This window comes from Gordonia sp. SCSIO 19800 (assembly GCF_018132775.1).
GTDB lineage: Bacteria > Actinomycetota > Actinomycetes > Mycobacteriales > Mycobacteriaceae > Gordonia > Gordonia hongkongensis.
Genome location: NZ_JAGRQM010000001.1, coordinates 421,834 through 447,707, shown reverse-complemented (window position 1 = coordinate 447,707; position 25,874 = coordinate 421,834). Strand labels below are relative to the sequence as shown.

Below are 25,874 nucleotides of genomic sequence, written 5' to 3'. Positions count from 1 at the left end.
ACACGATGACGTGCGCGCAGCGCCGAACGCACGAGTCAGTACACCATTCGACGACATCGAGAAGGGGAGTCCGCATGATCCACGCACGCGGGTTGGTCCAGGTGTTCAGCACCGGGAAGGGAAAGAAGAAGCGCGAGGTGAGGGCCGTCGACGGCGTCGACCTCGACATCGCCGAGGGGGAGGTGGTCGGGTTCCTCGGGCCCAACGGCGCGGGCAAGACCACCACGCTGCGCATGCTGACGACCCTCCTGCGGCCGACGGCGGGAACCGCGACCGTCAACGGTTACGACGTCGTGGCCGACCCGGTCTCGGTCCGCCGCAGCATCGGTTACGTCTCGCAGGCCGGCGGCACCTTCAGCCAGGCGCAGGCGGGCGACGAGATCGTCGATCACGGCATGCTCTACGGGCTGTCCCGGGCCGAGGCGACCCGCCGCGGCCACGCCCTGTTCTCCCAGCTCCAACTCGACGGCCTGTGGGAACGCCAGCCCAAGAACATGTCCGGCGGGCAGAAACGCCGACTCGACATCGTGATGGGATTGGTCCACGAACCGTCCCTGGTCTTCCTCGACGAGCCGACCACGGGCCTCGACCCGCAGGCGAGGGCCAATCTCTGGGACCACATCCGGCGCCTGCGCACCGAGCGCGGCGCGACGGTCTTCCTTACGACGCACTACCTCGACGAGGCCGACGAACTGTCCGATCGGATCATCATCATCGACAACGGCCGGATCGTCGCCGCGGACACCGCCGACAACCTCAAGGCGCAGGTGTCCGGCGACCTGGTGGCACTCGAGGTCGCCGACTCCGCGGCCGTGTCCACCGCCGCGGAGAAACTGGCCTCGGTCACCGGTGGCCGCGCGGACGGCCGGATCGAGATCGACGGCCGGCACGTCCGGAGCCGGGTGCCGCGGGCGGGCCGGGCCGTCCCCGGACTGCTGCGTGACCTCGACGCCGCGGGCATCACCCTCGACTCCATCGAGGTCATCCGCCCGACCCTCGACGACGTCTTCCTCACCCTCACCGGTCGGTCGCTGCGTGACGCCGAGACCGAGCGGGGCAACGAGATCCATTCGGAAACAACCGATTCGACGAACGCCGACGCCCAGTCGGCCGAACTCCGTCAGCAGGGAGCCAACCGATGACCACGTTCCTCCGCGAGAGCACCATCGTGTTCCGCCGACAGATCCGCATGAACCTGCGCAACCCGGCCTGGGTCCTCATCGGGGTGATGCAACCGGTCCTCTACCTCGTCCTCTTCGGGCCGCTGCTGAAGCCCCTCGTCGCGCAGTTCCCGGGCGGCGCCGACAATCCGTACACGTTCCTGGTCCCCGGTCTGCTCGTGCAGCTCGGTCTGTTCGGCGCGTTGTTCGCCGGATTCAGCCTGATCGGGGAATGGCGCGAGGGTGTGATCGAGGCCGAACGGGTGACCCCGGCCAGCCGCACCGCCCTGCTCACCGGTCGACTCATGCGCGACATGCTGCAACTTCTCGTGCAGGCGCTGATCCTGGTGGTGCTGGGCTATCTGATGGGCATGCGGGGTTCGGTGATCGGCGTGATCCTCGGCATCATCATCACGATGCTGATCGGTGGCGCGTGCGCCGCGGCGTCGAACGCCCTGGCGCTGACCACGAAGAGTGAAGATGTGATGGCGCCGCTCATCAACATGGTCATGATGCCGGTCCTGTTGCTGTCGGGCATCCTGCTCCCGATGACCCTCGGGCCGTCGTGGCTGCAGAGTCTCAGCGACTTCATGCCGTTCCGGTGGATCGTCGACGCGGTGCGCGACACCTTCTCCGGCGACCTCGCCAGTGCTCAGGTCCTCTGGGGCGTCCTCGCGTCGCTCATCCTGGCCGGACTCGGAACCCTCTGGGGCACTTCGGTGTTCCGCAAGGAGAACGCCTGAGGCGTGAGCCGCGAGCTCGCTCCTCAGTATCTGCGCCCGTGTTCTGCGCGAGCCCAATGACTGCTCCCTGAGGAGGCCGGAGCTTGCGAGCTCGACCCCTGCTCCCTGAGGAGCGAGCTTGCGAGCGTCACGAAGGGTCCTGGCGAGATGCGTCGCCAGACCCTTCGTGACGCGCCCTCCGCAAGCTCCGGGCGCTCCTCAGGGAGCGGGGGTTGGCCGCGGCCTCCGCAAGCTCCGGGCGCTCCTCAGGGAGCGGGGGTGACGCTCGCGAGCTCGCTTCTCCAAGAGCAGGGTCGGGCCCGAAGGTTCAGTCGAAACTGGTGATCGCCGGGGCCGGGGGCAGGGTGACGACCGCGCCCGCGTAGCTCAGGCCGGCGCCGAAGCCGAGGAGCAGCGCGGTCTGTCCGCCCCTCGCCTTGCCGGTGGCGAGCATCTCCTCCATGGCGAGCGGGATGGAGGCCGCCGAGGTGTTCCCGGTGTTCTCGATGTCGTTCGCCATCGGCAGGTGGTCGGGGAAGCCGAGGTTCTTCCTCATCAGGTCGTTGATGCGGGCGTTGGCCTGGTGGGGCACGAAGACTTCGATGTCCTCCACGCCGACGCCCGAGGTCTCCAGCACGGTGGCGAGGGCCCGGGGCAGGGTGACGGCCGCCCAGCGAAACACCTTGGGTCCCGCCATCGTCACCACCATGCGACCGACCGGGTCGGTCTCGGGGTCTTTGTCCTGGTAGGCCTGCGCGCGGTCCATGTACTCGGGGATGTCCCAGTTCTGGCCGATCGCCTCGGCGTTCTCGCCGTCGCTGCCCCAGACGGTCGGGGAGATGCCGTTGTCCGCGCTCGGACCGACGACGACCGCACCGGCGCCGTCGCCGAAGATGAATGCGGTGTTGCGGTCGGTGGGGTCCATGACCACCGACATGGTCTCGACACCGACGAGCAGGACATACTCAGCGCTGCCGGCACGGACGGTGTCGGCAGCGACCCCGAGGCCGTACCCGAAGCCGCCGCACCCCGCAGCGACGTCGTAGGCGGGGATGCCGTTCAGCCCGATGTCGGAGGCGACGATCGGCCCGCCGTGGGGGATCTTGGTCTTCCAGCTGTTGGTGGCGAGGATCAGCGCACCGATCTTCTCCTTCGCCACCCCGGAGTTCGCGATCGCCCGCTCGGCGGCTGCGGCGGCCATCGATCGGGCCGACTCGTCGCCGCTGATCCAGCGGCGGTTGCGGATGCCGCTCCGCTCGAAGATCCACTCGTCGGAGGAATCGAGGACCTGGCAGACCTCGTCGTTGCTGACCAGGCGTCGCGGACGGTAGGCGCCGATGCCGAGCATCGAGACGTTCTGGTGTCCGGTCTTCACCGAGAGGTTGACCACTGTTGCCGATCCCTTCATTGCCCGCCGCAGCGATTCTACGGCCGCGCGGCCGCCGAATTCGGTGTCCTCACCAGGCGTGCACGGTGTTCTGCGCGGACTCCAGATCCTGTCCGAGCAATAGTTCGACGGCGTCGCAACCGTTGGCGATGAGGAGTTCGACCTCGCTGCGAGCGGAGGACGGAAACGGTTTCAACACGAAATCGGCTGGGTCCTGCCGGCCGGGTGGCCGGCCGATGCCGATGCGCACGCGCAAATAGTCGCGCGTACCGAGTGCCTGACTGAGCGACCGCAGCCCGTTGTGGCCGCCCTCGCCGCCGCCCCGTTTGAGACGGACGGCGCCGAAGTCGATGTCGAGTTCGTCGTGGACGACGATCAGGTCGTCAGTCGTGACCGAGTAGAACTTGGCGAGCGGGCCGATCTGACGGCCGGACTCGTTCATGTAGGTGCGGGGTTTGGCCACGAGTACCGACTGGCCGCCGAGGCGTACCTCGGCGACCTCGGCACCGGACTTCTTGTGCACCTTCCAGCGCTCGCCGGCCGAGGCGACGAGGCCGTCGGCGACCATCGCGCCGACGTTGTGCCTCGTCTTCTCGTACTTGGACCCGGGGTTGCCGAGTCCGACAATGAGTTTCACCACTTACGCAGTTTCACCACCCGAACCGGGCAGTCGGTGGTCGGATTACTCCGACTCCGCAGCGGCTTCCTCGGTCGCCTCGCCCTCGGCGTCGCCCTCGGCTGCGGCGTCTGCCGAGCCGTCGGCGTCGGACTCGGTGGCGGCGAGCTGCGCCTCGGTGACCGACACGATGAGGGTCTCGGGATCGGCGGTGAGGGTCACACCCTCGGGCAGGTCCAGATCAGAGGCGTGCACGGACAGGCCGATCTCGGCGCCCTCCACGCTGACGACGATCTGCTCGGGGATCGACAGGGCGTCGGCCTCGACCTCGACGACGCTGGCGTCCTGGACGACGAGGGTGCCCGGGGCGGCGTCGCCCTCGACGATGATCGCGATCTCGACGGTGACCTTCTCGCCACGACGGACGATCAGCAGATCGGCGTGCTCGATGTAGTTGCGGATCGGGTGGACGTCGACCTGCTTGGTGAGCGCGAGCTGGCTGGAGCCCTCGATGTCGAGGTCGATGACGGCGTTGAGGCCGCTGTTACGCAGGATGGCGGCGAACTCGCGGGCCGGGAGGTGCAGGTGCTGGGGGTCGGCGCCGTGGCCGTACAGCACGGCGGGGACCTTGCCCTCGCGACGCGCGCGGCGGGCTGCGCCCTTGCCCTTCTCGGTACGGGTGCTGACGGACAGCTTGCTGGTCTGGGTGGCCATGACGGTCTCCTCGCGATCGGTGGGTACGTTCTGTCGGCGTCGCGACGAGCAACACCGGGCACGAGTTCCGACCGCGGGCGTTCCATTCGCCCGGAGGGCGTGAGGAAGACCTGCGATGGCCGCGCCGATCACGGTGACTGGGTCACCCTCGCCGAGACAACGGCGATCAGAGTAGTCGATGACCTGCCGGGATGTCACATCGCCCGCTCGGTTCGCCGCGCTGGGGGATACTGGTCTGCCATGACCTCACAGACGCCGATCGAGATCGTGACGACCCTGCTGGACGAGTTCGCGCGGGGCGACGTGCCCGCCGCGCTGGAGACCATCGACGACGACATCGCCTACACGAACGTCTCGCTGCCGACGATCCGCGGCAAGCGGAAGGTGGCCGGTGTCCTGGGCGGGGTCACGCGCAAGGAGTCGGTGGGCTTCAACTACCAGATGATCAACGTGTCCGCCGACGACACCGGCGTGGTGCTGACCGAGCGCGTCGACGAACTCCGGTTCGGGCGGCTGCATCTCCAGTTCTGGGTCTGCGGCCGGTTCGAGGTACGGGAGGGTCGGATCACGGTGTGGCGCGACTACTTCGACTACTTCGACATGACCAAGGCGCTCGCGCGGGGCGTCGTGGCACTGGCCGTGCCGTCGGTGCAGCGGCCGCTGCCCGCGCCGGCCGTGCCGGCCTGACCTGAGCGCTGCCGCGCCCCTGAGTCAGAGGATCTCGTCGAGTTTCTCGATCGGCCGGGGGATGCGAGTGCCCTTGTCGGTCACCACGATCGGACGTTCGACGAGGATCGGGTGCTCGACCATGGCATCGAGGATCTGCTCGTCGGTGGCCGATGCGAGATCGAGCTCCTTGTAGAGGGCCTCGCGTTTGCGGACCGCCTGTGTGGGTGTGATCCCGGCGTCGGCGAACAGCTCGACGAGTTGTTCGCGGCTGTACGGCTCGTCGAGATACTTCACGACTGCCGGCTCGATCCCGGCGTCGCGCAGGGCCTGCAACGCCTTCCGCGAGGTCGAGCACTTCGGGTTGTGATAGATCGTCGCGTCCACGGGTGACACGGTACTCGGTGGGGCGCAATCTGCTCCCTGAGGAGGGCGCGTCACCCCCGCTCCCTGAGGAGCGTCAATCCCTCTGCTCCCTGAGGTGTGAGGAGCGCAAGCGACGAGCCTCGAAGGGCTGGCTACATCATCTCGCCAGGACCCTTCGTGACGGCCTCCGCAAGCTCCGGCCTCCTCAGGGAGCAGTGGTTGGGCTCGCTCCTCAGGGAGGGGGGCACTCAGGCGATGCCGTCGAAAAGACTTGTGACAGAACCGTTCTCGAAGACCTCGCGGATCGTCTGGGCGAGCAGCGGTGCGATGGAGAGGACGGTGAGGTTCTCGAAGCGCTTCTCGGCCGGGATCGGCAGGGTGTCGGTGGCGATGACCTCCTTGGCGCCGCAGGACGCGAGACGCTCGGCCGCGGGATCGGAGAACACGCCGTGGGTGGTGGCGATGATGACGTCACCCGCGCCGGCGTCCTTGAGGACCCGTACGGCGCCGGCGATGGTGCCGCCGGTGTCGATCATGTCGTCGATGAGGATGCAGGTGCGTCCCTCGACCTCGCCCACCACGCGGTTGGACTTGACCTGGTTGGGCACGAGCGGGTCACGCGTCTTGTGGATGAACGCCAGCGGCGCGCCACCGAGGGTGTCGGCCCACTTCTCGGCGACACGCACGCGACCGGAGTCGGGGGAGACGACGGCGATGTTGTCGGTGCCGTACTTGCCCCGGATGTACTCGGCGAGCTGTCCCTGGGCGTGCATGTGGTCGACCGGGCCGTCGAAGAAGCCCTGGATCTGGTCGGTGTGCAGGTCGACGGTGATGATCCGGTCGGCGCCCGCGGTCTTGAGCAGATCGGCGATGAGGCGGGCGGAGATCGGCTCACGCCCACGGTGCTTCTTGTCCTGGCGGGCGTAGGGGTAGAACGGCAGGATCACGCTGATGCGCTTCGCCGAGCCGCGCTTGAGGGCATCGATCATGATGAGCGCCTCCATGACCCACTGGTTCAGCGGGTACGGGCAGCTCTGCAGGACGAAGGCGTCCGAACCGCGGACCGAGTCCTCGAAACGAACGAACAGTTCGCCGTTGGCGAAGTCGCGGGCGGTCTGCGGGGTGACCTTGATGCCCAGTTCATCGGCGACTGCTTCGGCGAGTTCGGGATGGGCACGACCAGAGAACAGCATCAGGTTCTTCTGGTTGTCAGTGGTCCAGGTCATGAAAACTCTTCTGTTCGTGTCGTTTCGGATCTGCAGGGTCGAGCGCGGGTCGGGGTGTCAGGCCGTCCCGGAGTCGTTGTCGCGTGCCTCGAGGGCCGCGCGCGCCGCCGCGGTGTCGGGCCGCTTGCGCACGACCCAGTCCTCGATGACGCGTTGTTCGCCCGCCGAGACCGCGAGGGCTCCCGGCGGTACATCTTGCCGCACCACGGTTCCGGCGCCGGTGTATGCCCCGTCGCCGACGCTGACCGGCGCGACGAACATGTTGTCCGAGCCGGTGCGGCAGTGGTCGCCGATCACGGTGCGGTGCTTGGCAACCCCGTCGTAGTTGACGAAGACGCTCGACGCGCCGATGTTGGAGTGCTCGCCGATGGTGGCGTCGCCGACATAGGTGAGGTGCGGGATCTTGGACCCGGCACCGATGGTCGCGTTCTTGGTCTCGACGAAGGTGCCGATCTTGCCCGCGTCTCCGAGGGCCGTGCCCGGTCGCAGGTAGGCGAAGGGCCCGACGGTGGCCTCGGCGCCGATGACCGCGTCACTGCCGTGCGTGCGGATCACCTGCGCGCCGCGTCCGACGGTGACGTCGGTGAGAGTGGTGTCGGGTCCGATCACGGCGTCGGCGGCGATGTGCGTGCGCCCGTGCAGCTGTGTGCCGGGCGCGATGTGCGCGTCGGGCTCGATGGTGACGTCGGTGTCGATCCAGGTGGTGGCGGGGTCGACGACGGTCACCCCGTCGAGCTGATGACGACGGATGATGCGGCGGTTGAGCTCGGCGCCCAGGGCGGCGAGTTGGGCACGGTCGTTGCAGCCGGCCACGAGCACCGGATCGGCGACGGTGTGTCCGCGGACGGCCCGCCCCTCGCCGCGGGCGATCTCGACGATGTCGGTGAGGTAGTACTCGCCCTGCACGTTGTCCGTCGACAGCTTCGACAACCCGTCGCGCAGCGCAGCGGCGTCGAAGGCGTACACGCCGGCGTTGACCTCGGTGATCGCGCGCTGCTCCGGGGAGGCGTCCTTGTGTTCGACGATCGCGGTGACGGCGTCCCCGTCGCGGATGATGCGTCCGTATCCGGTCGGGTCGTCGGCGACGAAGCTCGTCAGCGTGACCGCGGCCCCGCCGTCGGCGAGATGGGTGTCGATGAGCGCGCGCAGGGTGTCGGCGTCGAGGAGGGGGACGTCGGCAGCGGTGACGACGACGGTGCCGTCGAAGTCGTCGGGGAGTCCGCCGAGGCCCACCCGGGCGGCATCACCGGTCCCGCGGGGCGCGTCCTGTTCGGCGATCCCGATCACGACGCCGAGGCCTGCCCCGATCTCGCCGATGGCAGCCGAGACCCGTTCGCGTTCGTGGCTGACGACGGCGATGAGATGCTCGGGGTCGATGCCCGCGGTCCCGTGGAGCGCGTGGCCGACGAGCGAGCGGCCGCCGATGGTGTGCAGGATCTTCGGGGTCTTGGACTTCATACGGGTACCGGCACCCGCGGCCAGGACGATCACGGCCACGGACGGCGACGTTCCCGTCATCGAATGCCCACCCTCTTCCTGATCGGTGACTGCCACGATCATGTCTGTCCGACGGCGCCGGCGGGGGTCGCTGACCGGGTTCGCGGTCGCACGTCGGGTGCGATCCTACGCATCGGTACCCGATGGCAGAAATGCAGCGCGCTGTTTGTGGCGAAACCTCGCGACCGGGCCTGATAGAACACATAGGGACCGCAACGCCGAGCGATCAATCGGTAGATCATTGCCGTTGTCGCTGACGGAACAGGGTGGGTGCGGGGGAACCAACCATGCGCGCCGGAGTTGTCCGGCTCGCGAAACGACCACACGGAGGTAGTGAATGAGCACGCAGAAGACGGCGATCGTCACCGGGGCCGCACGGGGGATCGGTGCGGCGGTGGCCAAGCGCCTGGCCGACGACGGGCTCGCGGTGGCCGTCCTGGACCTCGACGCCGACGCCTGTGCCGACACCGTCAAGGCGATCACCGACGCCGGTGGCAAGGCGATCGCGGTGGGTGCCGACGTCGCCGACGAGGCCTCGGTGAACGCCGCGGTGGACAAGGTCGTCGCCGAACTGGGAAAGCCGACGGTCGTCGTGAACAACGCGGGCATCACCCGCGACAACCTGCTGTTCAAGATGACCGTCGATGACTGGGACGCCGTCATGGCCGTGCACCTGCGGGGCGCGTTCAACGTCACCAAGGCCGCCCAGAAGTACATGGTCGAGGCGGAGTGGGGACGCATCGTGAACCTGTCGAGCACCTCGGCACTCGGCAACCGGGGACAGGTCAACTACTCGGCGGCCAAGGCCGGCATGCAGGGCTTCACCAAGACCCTGGCGATCGAGCTCGGCCGGTTCGGCGTGACCGCGAACGCCATCGCGCCCGGGTTCATCGAGACCGAGATGACCGCCGCCACCGCCGAGCGCGTCGGCGTGCCCTTCGAGGACTTCAAGCGCGCCGCCGCCGGCCAGATCCCGGTCAACCGCGTCGGCGTGCCCGAGGACATCGCCCACACCGCGTCGTTCTTCATCAGCGAGGGTGCCGGCTTCGTGTCGGGGCAGGTCGTCTACGTGGCCGGCGGCCCCAAGGACTGATCACTCCCAGACGTCGACTCGACTCCCAGATCTCGATCGAAGTCTGTGAGTCGAGTTGACGTCGAGTGGTCACCTGGCGTGAGTGCCCGCGGGCTGTGGCACAATCGTCAGCGCAGTGATCCGCCATGGTGTAATCGGCAACACTCCTGATTTTGGTTCAGGCATTCTAGGTTCGAGTCCTGGTGGCGGAGCTCATGAGTCGCGGCGCAGCCGCGGCCTCCGGAGAGGCTCACGACGAGCAGCGGGTCCCCGGCGAGGCTCAACCCCCCGGGCGCGCCAGTCCCAGATTGTCCCGCAGCGTCGATCCCTCGTAGTCGGTGCGATATACGCCCAGCTCCTGCAGCACCGGCACCACCTCGTCGACGAACCGGTCGAGCCCGCCGGGCACGATGTGGGGCACCAGGATGAAACCGTCGGCGACGTCGGCCTGCACGAAATCGTTGATCGTGTTCGCGATCGTTTGCGGCGAGCCGACGAACGACTGGCGGCCGGTGACCTCGATGATGAGTTCACGCGTCGTCAGGTTCTTCGCCTCGGCCAGGTCGCGCCATTCGCGCGCCACGGCGACCGGGTCACGGTGCATGCGCACGCTCGCGCGTCCCTTCGCGACCGTGTTCTCGCCCGGGATCGGATCCACCTGCGGCAGCGGACCGTCGGGGTCGTGTTGGGACAGATCCCGGTTCCACAGCTGTTCCAGGAACTTGATCGCCGTCTGCCCGCTGACCTGTTGCAGGCGCACCTCGTGGGCGAGTTCGGCTGCCTGCGCGTCGGTGTCGCCGACGACGAAGGTGGCGGCGGGCAGTACCAGGAGCTGTTCGGGGCGTCGGTCGTACGTGGCGAGTCGCCGTTTGACGTCGGTGTAGAACGCCTGGCCGGCGTCGTAGGTGGCGTGCCGGGAGAAGATGGCGTCGGCGGTCGCGGCCGCGAACTCCCGGCCCTCGTCGGAGTCCCCGGCCTGGAAGATGACCGGTCGCCCCTGTGGCGGACGAGGGGTCGGGAAGTGCCCGCGGATGTCGAACTGTGAACTGGTGAAGTCGAATTCACCCGCCTCGAGGCGTGCCAGGAACCGGCCGTTCTCGGCATCGGCGACGACGTCATCGTCGCGCCATGAGTCCCAGAGAGTCGCTGCGGCGGTGAGGAATTCCTTCGCGCGTGCGTATCGCTGGTCCTCGGGCAGATAGCCGCCACGACGGAAGTTCTCGCCGGTGAACTCGTCCCACGAGGTCACCACGTTCCAGGCCGCGCGTCCGGCGGACAGATGATCGAGGGTGGCGAATTGCCTTGCGACGTCGACGGGTTCGTTGAAGGTCGAGTTGATGGTGCCGGTCAGGCCGAGGTGGGTGGTGACCGCGGCCAACGCGGACAGCACGGTGAAGGTGTCCGGTCGACCGACCACGTCGAGGTCATAGATCAGCCCGTTCTGCTCGCGGAGCCGCAGTCCTTCGGCGAGGAAGAAGAAGTCGAACTTCCCGCGCTCGGCGGTCTGCGCGAGGTGGACGAACGAGTCGAACTCGATCTGGCTGCCCGACGCCGGGTCGCTCCACACCGTGGTGTTGTTGACCCCGGGGAAGTGGGCGGCGAGATGGACCTGTTTGGTCATGCGACACCGGCCTTTCCAGTGGCAAAATAATTGGACGGGCGCGCCAGGCCGAGGTGCCCGCGCAGCGTCGAATGGCTGTACTCATCGCGGAACAGGTTGCGGCGCCGGAGTTCCGGTACGAGCTCTCGGGTGATCGCGCGCAGGTCCTCGGGCAAGGCGGCCGGGTGCAGTCGTATTCCGCTGATCCCTGACACCGCGGCCCAGCGCTCGATCTCGTCCGCGAGTCCGACCGGTGTGCCGGTGAAGACCGCGCTGTCGGGCGTGAACGGTCCATCGGCTAAGTCGTCGAGCCGCGCCCGACGGTCGTCGGCCTCCGCCTCCGATGCGGCGAGCACGACGAACAGGTCGACGAACAGGAGTGCTGGATCGGTGATCTCGCGACCGGCGTCGGAGTGTGCGGTGCCCACGGCGTCCACCGCGCGTACGGCGTCGTCGACGTCGCGCGGGCTGATGAACCCGAGGTCGGCGCCCCGACCGATCAGCCGCAGATCGGTGGGGTGGGCGCCGGTCGCGGCGATGACCGGCCGGCCCTGCGGCGGGCGCGGTGTGATGGCGGGGCCGCGCACCGAGAAATGGTCACCGGCGAAGTCGATGTAGTGCAACTTGTCCCGGTCGATGAAACGGCCGGTCGCGACGTCGCGGATCTCGGCGTCGTCTTCCCAGGAATCCCAGAGCAGTCCCAACACAGTCGCGAAGTCGAGGGACTCGGACGCGAGGTCGGCGAGCACCGCCGGGTCGTCGGGGAATCTCCTTCGACCGAACAATACGGCCTCGTCGGGATCCGCGGTGGTGCGCACCACGACTCCGGCACGGCCGTGGCTCACATAGTCGAGGGTCGCGATCGCCTTGGAGACGTGGAAGGGTTCGGTGTGGGTCGCGGTCGCCGTCGGGATCAGCCCGATCGAACGGGTCGTGGGAGCGAGACGGGAGGCGAGTAGTACCGAATCGAGTCCTCCCGTCGCCCGGTCGGTGCGGGGATGCCCGCGATGCAGGGCGAAGGTATCCGCGAGGGTGACGAAGTCGAGGAGCCCGGCTTCGGCCTCGCCGACCAGTTGCTGCCAGTGCGCCGCTGTCGTGAGCGCGTTTGCCCGGGCCCCGGGCGCACGCCACGCACCCGGATGCGACCCGCAACCGTCCAGCGCCACGGCGACGCGTACGTGTTCGGTCATCGAGTCTCCCCTCGAGTCGTGTCGTCGATGTGTGTCTCCGTCTCGAACAGAGGCGGCATGACACGGGATTCCAGGACCAGGCCATCGGATCGGCGTGGGCCTAACCCTTCCGATGTCCCGCCGATGCCGCTTCGCTGATCAGGATGAGGTGTGTTCGGCACAGGACTCGAGACGGTCGGGGAGCGGTATGACGGGACATGAACCCATACCGCTGTCCGTGCTCGACCTCGTGCCGGTCACGGAGGGGAGTGACGCGGCGACGGCGGTGCGCCGCAGCGTTGCCTTGGCCCGGCACGCCGAACGTCTGGGATATCACCGCTTCTGGCTCGCCGAGCATCACTTCGTGGCAGTGGCCAGCTCGTCGACGACCACGCTCATCGGACTCATCGCCGGCGCGACCGAGTCGATCCGCGTGGGATCGGCGGCGGTCCAGAGTGGCCTGCACACCCCGGTGTCGATTGTGGAGGCCTTCGGGACCATCGACGCGCTCCACCCCGGCCGACTGGACCTGGGTCTCGGTCGTTCCGCGCAGCGTCGCACCGAGTTGGCGACCGCCGACCGGAGATCCGCACCCCGCGAGCCCGCACCCCGACAGCCCGACGAGGTCGTCGACGGCCTACTCATACCGTCGCCGTTCCCTGTCGAGTCGATCCTGAACGCACCGCGGGTCGTCGCCGCGTTCGAGGCCTCGCAGTTCGACGGTGCGTCGCCGCCGGACTTCGACGACGCCGTCGGTGATGTCCTGGCGCTCCTGACGGGCGGGTTCAGTCACCGCGACGTCGAACTGACCGCGGTGCCGGGGCAGGGCGCCGACGTGGCGGTCTGGATCTTCGGGAGCAGCAAGGGGCAGAGCGCCCAGACCGCAGGTGCGCGCGGGTTACCGTTCGTCGCGAATTATCACGTCAGCCCGAGCACGGTCCTGGAGGCCGTCGAGGCCTACCGAAGTGCGTTCCGGCCGTCGCCGGTCCTGGCCGAGCCGTATGTGGTCGTCTCCGCGGATGTCGTTGTCGCCGAGGATGAATCGACCGCACGGCACCGTGCATCCACCTACGGACACTGGGTGTACGGCATCCGCAGCGGAGCCGGCGCGCAACCGTACCCGGACCCTGACACGGCACGGCCGCTCGACGATGACGCGCTCCCACTGGTCGACGATCGCGTGCGCACCCAGTTCGTCGGCGACCCCGACACCGTGGTGGACGGGCTGCGCACCCTCGTGCGGGTGACCGGCGCCGACGAACTGCTCGTCACCAGCGTCACCCACGACTTCGACCACCGGCTGGCGTCGCATGAGTTGCTGGCGGCCGCATGGGGATTGCGAGGGAAGTGAGATGACCGGCTACGCGGCAGAGGGTTTCGGACGACGCGCCGGTGTGCGGTCGTCGTTGAGGGCCCTGTTCACCGGCATCCGGCGTCGCGTCGACGTGGATTTACTCGCCGTGTGTGCGGCGCTGCATCCGGAGGCACCGCACCTGGGTCTCCCGCTGGAGTCAGCAAGAACGGTCGGCCGCGGAAAGGTCTCATAACCGGGTCCCGGTGGCACCATGAGGTTCTCCGGTGACGACGGTCGTCGCCGACGAGCAGCCACGAGGACGCCCACCATGTACGAGACCCCGGATGAACTACACGAACTGCAGACCCTTCTCGACGCGTCCCTGTCCCGATCGACAGATCATCTGCGGTCCATCATCAGCAGCGAGAACACGGTCGACGCACCGCAATTGGTTGACATCCTGACCGGCATGCGTGTTCTCGCGCTCTCGACCGTGACCGCGGCGGGCGAGCCGAGGATCAGCGCCGTCGACGGGCATTTCCTCCACGGGAAGTGGATCTTCGGCACGGCGCGCACAGCTGCGAAGGCTCGGCACCTCGCCGCCCGTCCGGCCGCCAGCGCGGCTCACATCCAGGGCGAGGAACTCGGGGTGTTCACGCACGGGACGGTCGAGATCCTCAACCCGCTCGACGGCGACCGCGCCGATGACTGGCCCGAGTTGGTGGCCCACTTCAAGAAGATCTACGGCGATGATGCGTTCGACTGGGACGTCGAGGTCATCTACTTTCGCCTGCACCCGCATTGGATGACGGTCTACGCACCGAGCCAGTCTCATTGACTGTGAGTCGACGGTCAGTCGACCGGGACGATGAAGCCTTCTTTCACGAGCCAGTCGTAGGCGACGTCGGAGGGGTCGGCACCATCGATGTCGATGAGTCCGTTGAGTTCCTGCATGAGCTCGTCGGTGAGTTTCGCCGACACCGGAGCCATGAGTTCGGCGATCTCCGGGTTCGCGTTGTTGACGCCGGTGCTCACCACGAGGCAGCCGCTGTAGGGCAGGAAGAACTTCTTGTCGTCTTCCAGGACGACGAGGTCGAGGTTCTTGATGCGACCGTCGGTGGAGTAGACCATGCCGAAGTTGCAGGGTTCGCTCCGTGCGGTCGAGGTGTAGACGACGCCGGAGTCCATGGTCGTCACGTTGCTCTTGGGCACGCCGCCGGGGGCGTCGAGCGGGATGTCGTATGCCTCCAGCATGGGGATGAAACCGTCCGCGCGCGAGAGGAACTCGTCGTTGATGCAGAACGTCCGCTCGGATTCGGGCAGCTTCGCGATGTCGGACATCTTGGTGACGTTCAACCGCTCGGCCGTCGGTGCCGAGGCGGCGAAGGCGTAGGTGTTGTTGAACGACGAAGGCGGCAGCCACTCGACACCGTTGGCGCGTTCGGCGTCGCGGACGCGCTCGTACAGCTGCTGCGGATCCGCGATGGTCTCCGTCTCGCCGAGATAGGTCTGCCAGGCGGTGCCCGTGTACTCCCACACGATGTCGGCGTCACCGTTGAGAACCGCTTGCCGCGAGGACATCGATCCCGGTGCGTTGGTGAGGTCGTCGACGTCGGCCCCGGCCGCGGCCAGATAGGTCGCGGTGATCTTGCCGAGCAGGACCTGTTCGGTGAAGTTCTTCGACGTCACGGCGACCGACGTGCCCTCCAGCGGGCGTTCGCCGCCGGGAAGGGAAGCGGGACGGAAGGTTCCGGACGAACTCACCAGACCACACGCCGACAGCGTCATCACGAGGGCCGCCGACGCGGCCAGGATTGCGAGTGCCCGGGAGCGGAGCGAGCGGGCCGAATGTGACCGGCGCCGGGAGCGCAGCGAGCGGGCCGAATGTGACCGGCGCCGGGAGCGCAGCGAGCGGGCCGAATGCGACCGTGTCATCATGCGATCCCCCGTGGTGTCGCGACGAGTTCGACGAGGCGGCCGAGCCAGTCGATCGTCATGGCGAGCAGGGCGACCAGGATCGCGCCCGAGACCAGCAGCTTGGGCAGGAACAGTGTGATGCCGGTGGTGATGAGGGTGCCCAGGCTGTTCGCGCCGATGAACGTGCTGAGGGTGGCGGTGCCGACCAGGATCACCAGTGCGGTCCGCACCCCGTTGAGGATGACGGGTACGGCGAGCGGGAGTTCGACCTGGACGAGGGTGCGGACGGCGGACAGGCCGATGCCCCGGGATGCCTCGACGGTCCGTTGATCGACCTGACGCAATCCGACGATGGTGTTCTGCAGGATCGGGAGTACCGCGTAGACGACCAGGCCGACGACGGCGGTGTTGAACCCGGTCCCGAGCCAGAAGGTGAACAGCACCAGCAGACCGATCGCCGGCGCCGCCTGCCCGATGTTGGCGATGTTCACCGCGATCGGGTTCAGCCACCGGAGCGACGGTCGGGTGAGCGCGATACCCAGTGGGATCGCGATCACGACGACGATGACGGTGGCGACGAGAGTCAGCTGGATGTGATCGAGGATGGTGGCGCGCAGCGCGGCCCACGACATCGACGCGCTCTCGGTGGTGGTGAACGTGGTGTTCGCGTACCAGATGGCGAAACCCACGCCGACGACCACGATCACGAGCGGTTCGAACCACACGTCGATGGGGATACGGGAGAGCCGTCGTCGAAAGCCGCTCGGGACCGACTCCGGGGCAGGCGGTTTCGCGGTCTCCGTGATCCTCGCCTCTTCGGCGATGAAACCCGTCACCGCTCGGCGCTCGTCTCGGGCGTGCCCACCGGCGCTGTCGCGGAACCGGCGCCTGCGGCAGGTTCCAGGCCGGGCTCGTCGTCGGCCGCGACGACCGGGGTCTCGACGGGAGCCGAACCCTCGGCGTGGTCGAGATAGCCGCCGTGGTCGTCGTCCTCCCGCACCGTCGCGAGCTGACCGCGGATCGCTTCCATCACCGAGGCGATGTTCAGCGCACCGACGACCGCGCCGCGTCCGTCGGTGACGAGCACGCCACCCTGGCTCGTCGCGAGCATCGAGTCGAGAGCGTCGTTCAGCGTCGAGGACTTGGCCACGACCGGGAGGCGATGGTCGAGGTAGTCGGAGACCTCCGGCTTGGCGCGGATCTCCTCGACCGACGGCCATGCGCGTGGGCGGCCGTGTTGGTCGACGACGGCGACCCAGTCCTCGCCGGCCGCCTTCGCGCGGGTCACCACGGCGCCGGACGGTTCTCCGACGCGGGCGGTGATCACCTCTTTGAAGTCGACATCGCGGACGCGAGTGAGGGTCAGGTGGGCGAGAGTCGCACCCGATCCCACGAACTCCTCGACGAACGGGCTCGCCGGATTGGCCAGGATCTCCTCCGGCGGCGCGAACTGTTCGATGTGACCGCCCTCGGAGAGGATCAGCACCTTGTCGCCGAGTTTCGTCGCCTCCTCGAAGTCGTGGGTGACGATGACGATGGTCTTGGCCAGCTCGTGCTGGATCGCGATCAGCTTGTCCTGCAGGCGTGTTCGGGTGATCGGATCGACGGCGCCGAACGGCTCGTCCATCAGCAGCACCGGGGGATCGGCGGCGAGGGCGCGTGCGACGCCGACCCGCTGCTGCTGGCCGCCGGACATGTCCTTGGGGAGCCGGTCGGCGAAGGTCGCGGCGTCGAGTCCGACGAGGTCGAGCAGGTACTCGGTGCGCTCGGCGATACGTTTCTTGTCCCAGTTGAGGATTCGCGGGATGGCGCCGATGTTCTTGCTCACCGACCAGTGCGGGAAGAGTCCGCCGGACTGGATGACGTAGCCGATGGACTGCCGCAGCTTGTCCGGGTTCTCCGCGGTGACATCGCGTCCACCGATGTAGATGCGACCCTCGGTGGGTTCGATGAGGCGGTTGATCATCTTCAGCGTCGTCGTCTTGCCACATCCGGACGGGCCGACGAAGGCGACGATGTCACCGGCGTCGATCTCCAGGTCGAGACGGGCGACGGCCGGCGTGGTGGCTCCCCGGTAACGTTTGGCCACGCCGTCGAGCCGGATGGACTCGCCGGTGACGTTGCGGTTGTTGCCGTTCGGCGCGGACGAGGTGGCGGAGTCGGTCATGAGAGTCCCTTGGAGATGGTGAGTCGGCCGAGCAGAACCAGGAGAGCGTCGAAGACGAGGGCGATGATGACGATCAGGATCGTTCCGGCGAGCGCCATTTCGAGTGCATTGGCACCACCGAGGCGGGAAAGCCCGTTGAAGATCAGCGATCCCAGGCCGGGGCCGAGGACGTAGGCGACGATCGCGGCGACACCGACGATCATCTGGGTCGACACGCGGATGCCGGTCAGGATCACCGGCCAGGCGATCGGCAGCTCGACGGTGAGCAGGATGCGCCATCTCGAAAGCCCGATGCCGCGGGCGGATTCGACCACGGCCGGCGGCACGGACCGTAGACCGACGACCGCGTTGCCGATCACCGGCAGCGTGGCGAAGAAGGCCAGCATCAGAAACGACGGCGTCACACCGAGTCCGAACGGCACGATCAACAGGGCCAGGAGGGCAAGCGACGGAATGGTCAGCGCCACACGGCTCGACGTCAGCGTCAGCGCGCTGGCGAGCGGGAGGCGATAGACCACGGCGGCGATGAGGATCGCCACGGCCGTACCCACGAGCACTGTCTGAAATGACAGAGACGCGTGTTGATATGTCAGAAAAGTGAGTGATCGGGCGTTCTCGCTGAGGTAATCCCACAATTGCACTGTCGGTGTCCCATCCCCGGTGTCCCACCCCCGGTGTCTGCGTCGACATTACGCAGAGTTGAACGAGACTGCCGACATTTGGACCGATCCAGTGTGACTTTCACGCGGCGTGGGTCGATCTCCGCTCGACGCGGTGCCATCCTGGATGGGTGAGTGAGACTGCGCTGACCAGCTCGGAGGTCGGACCCGACGACGATCGGGCCCACCTGGCCGAGGCCGTGCGTTCCTGGACGCGCATCGTCGCCTGGGTGCTGAGTGTCGGCGGGGCCATCGGCTTCGTCGCGGCGTTCGTGCTGACCGTGGAACGATTCGAACTGGCCGCCGACCCCGACTACGTGCCGTCCTGCAACTTCAATCCGGTGCTGAGCTGCGGTTCGGTGATGGCGCAGCCGCAGGCGGCGCTCTTCGGGTTCCCCAACCCGCTGCTCGGGATCGCCGGTTTCGCGGTCGCGATCACCACCGGGATGGCCTTGCTGGCCGGGGCGCGCCTCGCCGGCTGGTACTGGGCGGGGCTACAGGTCGGGGTCACCGCGGCGATGGTCTTCATCGGGTGGCTGATCTATTCGAGCCTCTATTCGATCGGGGCGCTGTGTCCCTACTGCATGGTCGTCTGGGCGGTCACACTGCCGATCTTCGTCCTGGTCAGCGTGCGCAACGCGCACGCGAGCGGTCTCACCTCGCGGTCCCGTGTCGCGCTCGCCCTGGCCCGCAATCACGCCCCCATCCTCGTCGCGGGGGTCGGCCTCGTGATCGTGCTGATCGCGGTGCGATTCTGGTCGTACTGGTCCAGCCTCTACTGAACCCGACCTCGCGCGACCGCTCGGAATCTCCCGAGATGCACCACTACGCTGGGCCCATGGCTATCGGGCGTCCATCGGAGGGTTCGGCGGAGGTGCAGCGCGCGCCGCGGGCGCGGATGACCGGCGCGCAACGGCGATTGCAGCTCATCGAGGTGGCGCGCGGACTGTTCGCCGAACGGGGTTTCGAGGGCACGTCGATCGAAGAGATCGCGCAGCGCGCCGGTGTCTCGAAACCGATCGTCTACGAGCACTTCGGCGGCAAAGAAGGTCTGTACGCGGTGGTCGTCGACCGTGAGATGGAGACCCTGCTGGAGATGGTGACCTCGTCGCTGTCGAAGAACCGCTCGCTCTATCGCATCCAGCAGGTCGCACTCGCGCTGCTGACGTACATGGAGGAGCGCACCGACGGCTTCCGCATCCTGGTCCGCGGCGACAGCACCGCGAGCACGGACGAGACGGCGACCTACTCGAGTCTCCTGAACGACGCGATCAGTCAGGTCGAGCACATCCTGGCCGGGGACTTCGAACGACGCGGCTTCGATCCCGCCCTCGCACCGCTCTACGCCCAGGCGCTCGTCGGGATGGTGTCGGTCACCGCGCAATGGTGGCTCGACGTCCGCGAACCGTCGAAGGAGGTCGTGGCGGCACACCTGGTCAACCTGTGCTGGAACGGGCTCACCCGACTCGAACCCGATCCCGAACTCGTCGGGCCCGACTACGTCGAATCGCTCAAGCGGACCACCGTCGACGACGCCTGACCGGGGGCCGCTCGCGTCCCGGCCCACACCCGACCCGAGGTGCACGGCAGTGTGCCCCAACCGCGTCTATTGTTGATTCACTCTGCGTCCCCCGTCCGGAAGGATCAACCGATGTCGACCCCGCACGGCGCCGGCCGGCCGGCCATCGCATCCCGCTGAGGCGCCGCGCGTGGAGACCGTCGGCATCTACCTGGTCGTCATCTTCGCGTGCGGGTTCCTCGCACGTGTGGCCCGCCTGCCGACCCTCGTCGGCTACCTCGCCGCCGGGTTCATCCTGCACGCACCGGGAATCGACGAACTGCCGATCATCGACACGATGGCCGAACTGGGCGTCACGATCCTGCTGTTCACCATCGGGCTCAAGCTCGACGTGCGGATGCTGCTCCGGCGCGAGGTCGTCATCACCACGGCGGCGAACCTGCTCGTCATCCTCGGTCTCACAATGGGTTTCCTCGGCGTCCTGGGTGCCATCGGGGTGCGGCTGCTCGCCGGTGAGGGCTGGGAGACGGTGGCGCTGTTGGGATTTGCGCTGTCCTTCTCGAGCACGGTGTTCGTCGTCCAGGTACTCGACGAGCGGTCGGAGTCGCATTCCCTCTACGGCCGGATCGCCATCGGCGTCCTCGTGCTGCAGGACATCGTCGCCGTCGTCTATCTGACCGCCATGCAGGGCGAGCCGCCGAGCCCCTGGGCGCTGGCCCTGGTGTTGCTGATCCCCGGCGCGTGGATCGTCCGGCGGTTGTGGAACACCCTCGGCCACGGCGAGTTGCAGACGTTGTTCGGGATCGTCATGGCGCTCGTGCCCGGCTACTGGTTCTTCGAATCCGTGGGTGTCAAGGGCGACTTCGGCGCGATGATCATCGGCGTCCTCCTCGCTTCGCACCCGCGTGCGGGGGAGTTGTCGCGGACGTTGTTCGGTTTGCGTGAGCTGCTGTTGGTCGGTTTCTTCGTGTCGATCGGCCTGCACGTCACACCGACGACCGAGACCGTGCTGCTCGGCCTGCTCCTGCTCATCCTGCTGCCGCTCGAGGGAGCGGTGTACACGCTGGTCCTCTCGCTGTTCGGCCTGCGTCGCCGGACGTCGATCCTCACCGGACTCGCCTTGGCCAACTTCTCGGAATTCGGGCTCATCGTGATCGCGACCGGTGTGGGGGCAGGCATCATCGGCGAGGACTGGCTGGTGGTGACATCGGTCGCGGTGGCGGGAAGCTTCGTGTTCTCCACCCTCGTCAACCGTCGCGGCACGGGCCTGGTGACCCGGCTGTCGGCGTTCGTCCCGACCACGGCCGCCGCCCGGGCGCACCCCGACGACGCGCCGATCGTGCTGGCGCCGGCGCGCGTACTCGTCCTCGGGATGGGTCGCGTCGGCCACTCGGTCTACGACCGGCTGGTCGACGAATACGGCCTGCCCGTGATCGGCGTGGAGAACGACCCGCTCAAGGCGAGCGAACTGGCCGAGCAGGGTGTCCGGGTACTCGACGCCGACGCCACCGAGACCGACTTCTGGGACCGGGCCGTCGGCGTCGGCGAGCTCGAACTGCTCGTCCTGGCCATGCCCTTCCACGGCTCGAATCTCGTGGCGCTCGAACGGATCGAGGAGCTCGGCGTCACCGGGACCATCGCCGTCGTCGCGCAGTACGACGACGAACGCGACGAGTTACTCCAGCGAGGGGCCGACGTGGCGTTCCACATCTACGAGGGCACCGGCGTCGGACTGGCCGACGCGGCCGCCGAGGCCGCGGGTCTGGAACGCTGAGCGACGGCTCACCCCGACCCGGTGGACCAGGCCGGTCAGGCGCCCGCGACGGGAGCATCGTCGCCGTTCCAGAGGTCCTTCTGCATGTAGACGCAGTCGATCCACTGCTCGGCCTTGTGACCGATGGCGCGCAGGCGACCCACCTCGTCGAATCCGAACCGCCGGTGCAGTGCGATCGAGCCCTCACCTCCGGTCGCGGCGATGACCGCGACGATCTGGCGGACGTTGTCCGGGTCGGCGCGGGCGAGCAGCGCGGACATCAACGCGGTGCCGATCCCGCGCCCCCCGTGACCGGGCCGCACGTAGATCGAGTCCTCGGTCGACAGGTCGTACGCGGGCATCGTCCGGAACGTCCCCAGGTAGGCGTACCCGACGACGTGCTCGACCCCGTCGTCGATGGCCCGGGCCACAACGAACGGCCGGCCCGCAGCGGTGATCGCGGCGTGCTTGGCATGCCACTGCGAGACCGACGGAACCAGGTAGTCGAAGGTCGCGACGGTGTGCTGCACGTAGTGCGCGTAGATGTCCGCGACGCCCTCGCAATCGTCGATCGTCGCATCGGACACGCGGATCGGGGGCGAGGTCGCGCCGGAGGTGCGGTCGCTCATGCCGATGAGGGTAGGGCAGGGGCGCCGACGGCGAGAACTCCGTCGGCACAACTCCCGCTGACCGGGCGGGGACGGGCGGATCGGCGACCCATACAATCGACGGAGTGTCGACGCTGTCTGCCCTGTCCGGTCTGGCCACACTCGCGTGTGCGGACAAGTCCTTCCGCGAGGTGCACAAGCACCGCGACGAGCGCCGACTGGACATCACCGCGCCGGATGCCGCGCGCCCCTTCCTCGTCTCGTGCCTGGTCACCGATGCGCAGGCGCCGCTGTTGGTCGTGTCGGCCAACGGCCGTGAGGCCGACGATCTGACGGCCGAGCTGGGCGAACTCCTCGACGATGCCGGGGCCGTCGCACAGTTCCCGTCGTGGGAGACGCTGCCGCACGAGCGGCTCTCGCCGAGCGCTGACACCGTCGGACAGCGTCTGGCCGTGCTGCACCGCCTGGCGAACCCCGGGGACACCCCGCTGCGGGTCGTCGTGACCACTGTTCGTTCGCTCGTCCAGCCGATGGCACCGGGCCTCGCCGACGTCGCCACGGTGACCCTGCGTGAGGGCATCGAGGTCGACTTCGACGCACTGCTGTCCCAGTTGGTCGAGATGGCCTATGAGCGCGTCGACATGGTCGGCCGACGCGGCGAGTTCGCGGTACGCGGCGGCATCCTCGACGTCTTCCCGACCACCGCCGATCATCCGGTGCGCGTGGAGTTCTGGGGCGACGAGATCACCGAGATGCGTGCGTTCTCGGTGGCCGACCAGCGCAGCCAGCCCGAGGTCGAGACCAGCGAGGTGCGGATTCACCCGTGCCGTGAACTGCTCCTGACCGAGAAGGTCCGTGCGCGGGCCGCCGATCTCGCGGCCGCCGACTCGGGCGACACGACCATGACCGAGATGTTGGGCAAACTCGCCGAGGGCATCCCGGTGGAGGGGATGGAGGCGCTGATCCCCGCGCTCGTCGACGGCGACATGCAGTTGCTGACCGAGGTGATCCCCGACGGCACCCGGGTCCTCATCCTCGACCCGGAGAAGGTGCGGACCCGGGCCTCCGATCTGTCGAAGACGGGTGCGGAATTCCTCGAGGCGTCGTGGACGGCGGCGGCCATGGGCGCCTCGGCGCCGATCGACGGCCGGTCGTCGGAGAGCCTCGGCATCGACCTGCAGGCCAGCGCGTACCGCTCTCTCGACGAGGTTCGGAAGGCGACGCTCGCCGCGGGCCGGCCCTGGTGGACCCTGAGTCCGCTCGCGACCGGCAGCGGTGACGAACTCGAACTGGACCTGGCTCCCGGCCCGGCGCCACGGGGCGACGACCGCGAGATCGCGGCGACGTTCGCGCAGTTGCGCGCCCACGTCTCCGACGGCAAGACGGCGGCGATCGTGGTGGCGGGCAAGGGCACCGCGCAGCGTGTCGGCGAACGACTGTCCGACGCCGAGGTGCCCTGCGTGCTCGCCGAACCCGGGCATCGGCCGCAGCCCGGCGAGGTGACCGTCTTCTGCGCGCCGCTGCGTGCCGGGATCGTCTGTCCCGACGCGGGTCTCGTGGTGGTCGCCGAGGCCGACCTCACCGGCACACGGGTCGCGAACGTCCGGGACGGCCGCCGGCTGCCGGCCAAGCGGCGCAACCAGGTCGACCCGCTCGCCCTGGCCGCCGGCGACCTGGTGGTGCACGACCAGCACGGCATCGGTCGGTTCGTCGAGATGATCGAGCGGACCGTCTCGGGTGCCCGGCGCGAGTACCTCGTCCTGGAGTACGCCTCGAGCAAACGCGGCCAGCCGGCCGATCGGTTGTATGTCCCGATGGACGCACTCGACCAGCTCTCGCGGTACGTCGGCGGCGAACAACCGTCGCTGTCGAAACTCGGCGGGTCGGACTGGCAGAACACGAAACGCAAGGCGCGCAAGGCTGTTCGCGAGATCGCCGGCGAGCTCGTACAACTCTATGCCGCCCGCCACGCAGCGCCCGGACATGCGTTCGGTCCCGACACCCCGTGGCAGCAGGAGATGGAAGACGCCTTCGACTTCACCGAGACCGTGGATCAGCTCACGGTCATCGCCGAGGTCAAGGCCGACATGGAACGTGCGGTGCCGATGGACCGCGTCGTCGTCGGCGACGTCGGTTACGGCAAGACCGAGATCGCCGTCCGTGCCGCCTTCAAGGCCGTCCAGGACGGCAAGCAGGTCGCGGTCCTGGTCCCGACGACGATTCTCGCGCAACAACATCTGCAGACCTTCACCGAACGGATGAGCGGCTTCCCGGTGCGCGTGCGCGGCCTGTCGCGTTTTACCGATGCCAAGGAGTCACGCGAGATCGCCGAGGCGATGTCGAAGGGCGAGGTCGACGTCGTCATCGGTACCCACCGACTGTTGCAGACCGGGATCGTATGGAAAGACCTCGGACTCGTGATCGTCGACGAGGAGCAGCGGTTCGGTGTGGAACACAAGGAACACATCAAGTCGCTGCGCACCCATGTCGACGTGCTGACGATGTCGGCCACCCCGATCCCGCGCACGCTGGAGATGTCGATGGCCGGGATCCGCGAGATGTCGACGATCCTGACCCCGCCCGAGGAACGGCACCCGGTGCTCACCTACGTCGGTGCCTACGCGCCCAAGCAGGTCGCCGCCGCCATCCGCCGCGAGCTGTTGCGTGACGGCCAGGTCTTCTACGTGCACAACCGGGTGTCGACCATCGACAAGATGGCCAAGGACATCGCGGCGATGGTCCCGGAGGCGAGAGTTGTTGTCGCACATGGGCAGATGGGCGAGGATCAGCTCGAGCGCACAGTGTCGGGATTCTGGAATCGTGAGTACGACGTGCTGGTCTGTACGACGATCATCGAGACCGGTCTGGACATCTCGAACGCCAACACCCTGATCGTCGACCGCGCCGAGAACCTCGGCCTCTCGCAGCTACATCAGCTGCGCGGTCGCGTCGGTCGCAGCCGCGAGCGTGGATACGCCTACCTGCTCTACAGCCCCGACCGGCCGCTGACCGAGACCGCCTACGACCGGCTGGCGACAATCGCGCAGAACAACGAGCTCGGCGCGGGAATGGCGGTGGCGCTGAAGGATCTCGAGTTGCGCGGCGCCGGAAACGTGTTGGGCGCCGAGCAGTCCGGGCACGTCGCGGGCGTCGGCTTCGATCTCTACGTCCGGCTGGTCGGCGAGGCGGTGGAGGCCTACCGCGCGGCCGCGGACGGTAAGCCCGTCGAATCCCGGGAGACGGGCGAGGTGCGCATCGACCTTCCCGTCGATGCGCACATCCCGGTCGAGTACGTCGATTCCGACCGCCTGCGTCTCGAGGCGTACCGCAAGCTCGCGTCGGCGACCGACGACGCCGCGGTCGACTCGGTCCTCGTCGAACTCAACGACCGCTACGGCCCACCGCCGGTGGAGACCACGCGGCTGGCGTCCATCGCCCGGCTGCGCTTGCGATGCCGGGAGCGGGGGATCACCGAGATCGGTCTCGCCGGACAGGGAATGAAGATCTCACCGCTGTCGCTGCTCGACAGCGAGCAGGTGCGTCTTCGTCGCCTGTACTCGTCGGCCACCTACCGGGCGACGACGTCGGTGGTCACGCTGCCCATCCCGCGCACCGGAGGCGTGGGGTCGGCGCGCCTGCGCGACGACGAGCTGATCGAGTATCTGACGACCTTCCTCACCCAACTCCGGCCGGACCCTTCGTGACGCGCCCTCCGCAAGCTCCGGGCGCTCCTCAGGGAGCGGGGGTAGCGCGCCCTCCGCA

24 protein-coding genes and 1 tRNA gene are annotated in these 25,874 nt (G+C 68.0%); 12 read left to right on the top strand and 13 right to left on the bottom strand.

Annotated features, from left to right (window positions below; translation table 11 throughout):
• The first annotated feature begins 74 nt into the window (after window positions 1-74).
• Both KB201_RS02025 and KB201_RS02020 read left to right on the top strand, forming a co-directional pair.
• Entirely contained in the window at window positions 75-1,142 is a 1,068-nt protein-coding gene (locus KB201_RS02025; protein WP_058250852.1) for an ATP-binding cassette domain-containing protein, read from the top strand.
• The gene (locus tag KB201_RS02020) at window positions 1,139-1,903 is read left to right on the top strand and encodes an ABC transporter permease (RefSeq protein ID WP_058250851.1); all 765 of its coding nucleotides are present in this window, start codon (window positions 1,139-1,141) and stop codon (window positions 1,901-1,903) included. Before KB201_RS02025 ends, KB201_RS02020 begins: the two co-directional genes overlap by 4 nt.
• Before the next feature lie 307 nt (window positions 1,904-2,210).
• Here KB201_RS02020 and KB201_RS02015 read toward each other — a convergent pair whose 3' ends face one another.
• The 3 genes from KB201_RS02015 to KB201_RS02005 are packed head-to-tail and all read right to left on the bottom strand — an operon-like array spanning window position 2,211 to window position 4,599.
• Window positions 2,211-3,290, bottom strand: a complete 1,080-nt coding sequence (locus tag KB201_RS02015; protein WP_211538213.1) for a beta-ketoacyl-ACP synthase 3 — start codon at window positions 3,288-3,290, stop codon at window positions 2,211-2,213.
• Window positions 3,291-3,339: 49 nt separating this feature from the next.
• On the bottom strand, window positions 3,340-3,906 hold the full coding sequence (pth, locus tag KB201_RS02010; RefSeq protein WP_058250849.1) for an aminoacyl-tRNA hydrolase: 567 nt from the start codon (window positions 3,904-3,906) through the stop codon (window positions 3,340-3,342).
• A gap of 45 nt (window positions 3,907-3,951) precedes the next feature.
• A complete protein-coding gene (locus KB201_RS02005; RefSeq protein ID WP_078112141.1) occupies window positions 3,952-4,599 on the bottom strand; it encodes a 50S ribosomal protein L25/general stress protein Ctc in 648 nt (215 codons plus the stop codon).
• Between the two features lie 240 nt (window positions 4,600-4,839).
• Here KB201_RS02005 and KB201_RS02000 point away from each other — a divergent pair, with 240 nt between their 5' ends.
• On the top strand, window positions 4,840-5,286 hold the full coding sequence (locus KB201_RS02000) for a limonene-1,2-epoxide hydrolase family protein (protein WP_058250847.1): 447 nt from the start codon (window positions 4,840-4,842) through the stop codon (window positions 5,284-5,286).
• 24 nt (window positions 5,287-5,310) lie between these two features.
• Here KB201_RS02000 and arsC read toward each other — a convergent pair whose 3' ends face one another.
• The 3 genes from arsC to glmU form a co-directional block, all read right to left on the bottom strand.
• Complete coding sequence (arsC, locus tag KB201_RS01995) at window positions 5,311-5,652, bottom strand: arsenate reductase (glutaredoxin) (protein WP_058250846.1); 342 nt, start codon at window positions 5,650-5,652, stop codon at window positions 5,311-5,313.
• A 227-nt stretch (window positions 5,653-5,879) separates the two neighbouring features.
• A complete protein-coding gene (locus KB201_RS01990) occupies window positions 5,880-6,857 on the bottom strand; it encodes a ribose-phosphate diphosphokinase (protein ID WP_004022643.1) in 978 nt (325 codons plus the stop codon).
• 57 nt (window positions 6,858-6,914) lie between these two features.
• Complete coding sequence (glmU, locus tag KB201_RS01985; protein WP_065630938.1) at window positions 6,915-8,375, bottom strand: bifunctional UDP-N-acetylglucosamine diphosphorylase/glucosamine-1-phosphate N-acetyltransferase GlmU; 1,461 nt, start codon at window positions 8,373-8,375, stop codon at window positions 6,915-6,917.
• 316 nt (window positions 8,376-8,691) lie between these two features.
• Here glmU and fabG point away from each other — a divergent pair, with 316 nt between their 5' ends.
• Together fabG and KB201_RS01975 are read left to right on the top strand one after the other, a co-directional pair.
• Window positions 8,692-9,447 (top strand): 3-oxoacyl-ACP reductase FabG, encoded by a 756-nt coding sequence (fabG, locus tag KB201_RS01980; protein WP_058250845.1) that lies wholly within the window; start codon window positions 8,692-8,694, stop codon window positions 9,445-9,447.
• A gap of 119 nt (window positions 9,448-9,566) precedes the next feature.
• Window positions 9,567-9,638 (top strand) — tRNA-Gln (locus KB201_RS01975).
• A gap of 68 nt (window positions 9,639-9,706) precedes the next feature.
• On the opposite strand, the gene KB201_RS01970 is transcribed toward KB201_RS01975, so the two are convergent.
• Entirely contained in the window at window positions 9,707-11,047 is a 1,341-nt protein-coding gene (locus KB201_RS01970) for an NtaA/DmoA family FMN-dependent monooxygenase (protein WP_211538212.1), read from the bottom strand.
• Window positions 11,044-12,216, bottom strand: coding sequence for an LLM class flavin-dependent oxidoreductase (locus KB201_RS01965; RefSeq protein WP_211538211.1), 1,173 nt, complete (start codon window positions 12,214-12,216; stop codon window positions 11,044-11,046). Before KB201_RS01965 ends, KB201_RS01970 begins: the two co-directional genes overlap by 4 nt.
• Window positions 12,217-12,403: 187 nt before the next feature.
• Between KB201_RS01965 and KB201_RS01960 the strand changes: the two genes are divergently transcribed.
• From KB201_RS01960 to KB201_RS01950, 3 genes are all read left to right on the top strand, one after another.
• Window positions 12,404-13,546: an LLM class flavin-dependent oxidoreductase gene (locus KB201_RS01960; protein ID WP_211538210.1), complete on the top strand. Its 1,143-nt coding sequence runs from the start codon at window positions 12,404-12,406 to the stop codon at window positions 13,544-13,546.
• Between the two features lies 1 nt (window position 13,547).
• Window positions 13,548-13,742, top strand: coding sequence for a hypothetical protein (locus KB201_RS01955; protein WP_211538209.1), 195 nt, complete (start codon window positions 13,548-13,550; stop codon window positions 13,740-13,742).
• 75 nt (window positions 13,743-13,817) lie between these two features.
• Complete coding sequence (locus KB201_RS01950) at window positions 13,818-14,327, top strand: pyridoxamine 5'-phosphate oxidase family protein (RefSeq protein ID WP_068971917.1); 510 nt, start codon at window positions 13,818-13,820, stop codon at window positions 14,325-14,327.
• A 14-nt stretch (window positions 14,328-14,341) separates the two neighbouring features.
• Here KB201_RS01950 and KB201_RS01945 read toward each other — a convergent pair whose 3' ends face one another.
• From KB201_RS01945 to KB201_RS01930, 4 genes are all read right to left on the bottom strand, one after another.
• The gene (locus KB201_RS01945; protein WP_207624970.1) at window positions 14,342-15,277 is read right to left on the bottom strand and encodes a glycine betaine ABC transporter substrate-binding protein; all 936 of its coding nucleotides are present in this window, start codon (window positions 15,275-15,277) and stop codon (window positions 14,342-14,344) included.
• 146 nt (window positions 15,278-15,423) lie between these two features.
• Entirely contained in the window at window positions 15,424-16,242 is an 819-nt protein-coding gene (locus tag KB201_RS01940) for an ABC transporter permease (protein WP_058250826.1), read from the bottom strand.
• The gene (locus KB201_RS01935) at window positions 16,239-17,573 is read right to left on the bottom strand and encodes an ATP-binding cassette domain-containing protein (protein ID WP_065630916.1); all 1,335 of its coding nucleotides are present in this window, start codon (window positions 17,571-17,573) and stop codon (window positions 16,239-16,241) included. Before KB201_RS01935 ends, KB201_RS01940 begins: the two co-directional genes overlap by 4 nt.
• Window positions 17,570-18,214 carry an ABC transporter permease gene (locus KB201_RS01930; RefSeq protein ID WP_058250824.1) on the bottom strand — a complete coding sequence of 215 codons (645 nt, stop codon included), beginning with the start codon at window positions 18,212-18,214 and terminating at the stop codon, window positions 17,570-17,572. Before KB201_RS01930 ends, KB201_RS01935 begins: the two co-directional genes overlap by 4 nt.
• Before the next feature lie 149 nt (window positions 18,215-18,363).
• Here KB201_RS01930 and KB201_RS01925 point away from each other — a divergent pair, with 149 nt between their 5' ends.
• The 3 genes from KB201_RS01925 to KB201_RS01915 all read left to right on the top strand — a co-directional run bounded on the left by KB201_RS01925 (window position 18,364) and on the right by KB201_RS01915 (window position 21,525).
• Window positions 18,364-19,014: a vitamin K epoxide reductase family protein gene (locus tag KB201_RS01925; protein ID WP_211538208.1), complete on the top strand. Its 651-nt coding sequence runs from the start codon at window positions 18,364-18,366 to the stop codon at window positions 19,012-19,014.
• A 56-nt stretch (window positions 19,015-19,070) separates the two neighbouring features.
• Window positions 19,071-19,772: a TetR/AcrR family transcriptional regulator gene (locus tag KB201_RS01920; RefSeq protein ID WP_058250822.1), complete on the top strand. Its 702-nt coding sequence runs from the start codon at window positions 19,071-19,073 to the stop codon at window positions 19,770-19,772.
• A gap of 169 nt (window positions 19,773-19,941) precedes the next feature.
• On the top strand, window positions 19,942-21,525 hold the full coding sequence (locus KB201_RS01915) for a cation:proton antiporter family protein (RefSeq protein ID WP_211538207.1): 1,584 nt from the start codon (window positions 19,942-19,944) through the stop codon (window positions 21,523-21,525).
• A 35-nt stretch (window positions 21,526-21,560) separates the two neighbouring features.
• Here the strand turns inward: KB201_RS01915 and KB201_RS01910 are convergent, their stop codons facing one another.
• Window positions 21,561-22,133 carry a GNAT family N-acetyltransferase gene (locus KB201_RS01910; RefSeq protein ID WP_211538206.1) on the bottom strand — a complete coding sequence of 191 codons (573 nt, stop codon included), beginning with the start codon at window positions 22,131-22,133 and terminating at the stop codon, window positions 21,561-21,563.
• A gap of 104 nt (window positions 22,134-22,237) precedes the next feature.
• Here KB201_RS01910 and mfd point away from each other — a divergent pair, with 104 nt between their 5' ends.
• Window positions 22,238-25,816, top strand: coding sequence for a transcription-repair coupling factor (gene mfd / locus KB201_RS01905; RefSeq protein WP_211538205.1), 3,579 nt, complete (start codon window positions 22,238-22,240; stop codon window positions 25,814-25,816).
• Window positions 25,817-25,874 lie beyond the last annotated feature (58 nt).

Bases quoted from the DNA above. Each gene is read 5' to 3' on its own strand.
- KB201_RS02020 (WP_058250851.1), top strand. From the start codon at position 1,139: ATGACCACGTTCCTCCGCGAGAGCACCATCGTGTTCCGCCGACAGATC.
- glmU (WP_065630938.1), bottom strand. From the start codon at position 8,375: ATGACGGGAACGTCGCCGTCCGTGGCCGTGATCGTCCTGGCCGCGGGT.
- KB201_RS02000 (WP_058250847.1), top strand. From the start codon at position 4,840: ATGACCTCACAGACGCCGATCGAGATCGTGACGACCCTGCTGGACGAG.
- KB201_RS01990 (WP_004022643.1), bottom strand. From the start codon at position 6,857: ATGACCTGGACCACTGACAACCAGAAGAACCTGATGCTGTTCTCTGGT.
- KB201_RS02015 (WP_211538213.1), bottom strand. From the start codon at position 3,290: ATGAAGGGATCGGCAACAGTGGTCAACCTCTCGGTGAAGACCGGACAC.
- KB201_RS02005 (WP_078112141.1), bottom strand. From the start codon at position 4,599: ATGGCCACCCAGACCAGCAAGCTGTCCGTCAGCACCCGTACCGAGAAG.
- KB201_RS01970 (WP_211538212.1), bottom strand. From the start codon at position 11,047: ATGACCAAACAGGTCCATCTCGCCGCCCACTTCCCCGGGGTCAACAAC.
- KB201_RS01910 (WP_211538206.1), bottom strand. From the start codon at position 22,133: ATGAGCGACCGCACCTCCGGCGCGACCTCGCCCCCGATCCGCGTGTCC.
- KB201_RS01935 (WP_065630916.1), bottom strand. From the start codon at position 17,573: ATGACCGACTCCGCCACCTCGTCCGCGCCGAACGGCAACAACCGCAAC.
- fabG (WP_058250845.1), top strand. From the start codon at position 8,692: ATGAGCACGCAGAAGACGGCGATCGTCACCGGGGCCGCACGGGGGATC.
- KB201_RS01955 (WP_211538209.1), top strand. From the start codon at position 13,548: ATGACCGGCTACGCGGCAGAGGGTTTCGGACGACGCGCCGGTGTGCGG.
- KB201_RS01960 (WP_211538210.1), top strand. From the start codon at position 12,404: ATGACGGGACATGAACCCATACCGCTGTCCGTGCTCGACCTCGTGCCG.
- KB201_RS01920 (WP_058250822.1), top strand. From the start codon at position 19,071: ATGGCTATCGGGCGTCCATCGGAGGGTTCGGCGGAGGTGCAGCGCGCG.
- KB201_RS01965 (WP_211538211.1), bottom strand. From the start codon at position 12,216: ATGACCGAACACGTACGCGTCGCCGTGGCGCTGGACGGTTGCGGGTCG.
- KB201_RS01945 (WP_207624970.1), bottom strand. From the start codon at position 15,277: ATGACGCTGTCGGCGTGTGGTCTGGTGAGTTCGTCCGGAACCTTCCGT.
- KB201_RS01950 (WP_068971917.1), top strand. From the start codon at position 13,818: ATGTACGAGACCCCGGATGAACTACACGAACTGCAGACCCTTCTCGAC.
- KB201_RS02025 (WP_058250852.1), top strand. From the start codon at position 75: ATGATCCACGCACGCGGGTTGGTCCAGGTGTTCAGCACCGGGAAGGGA.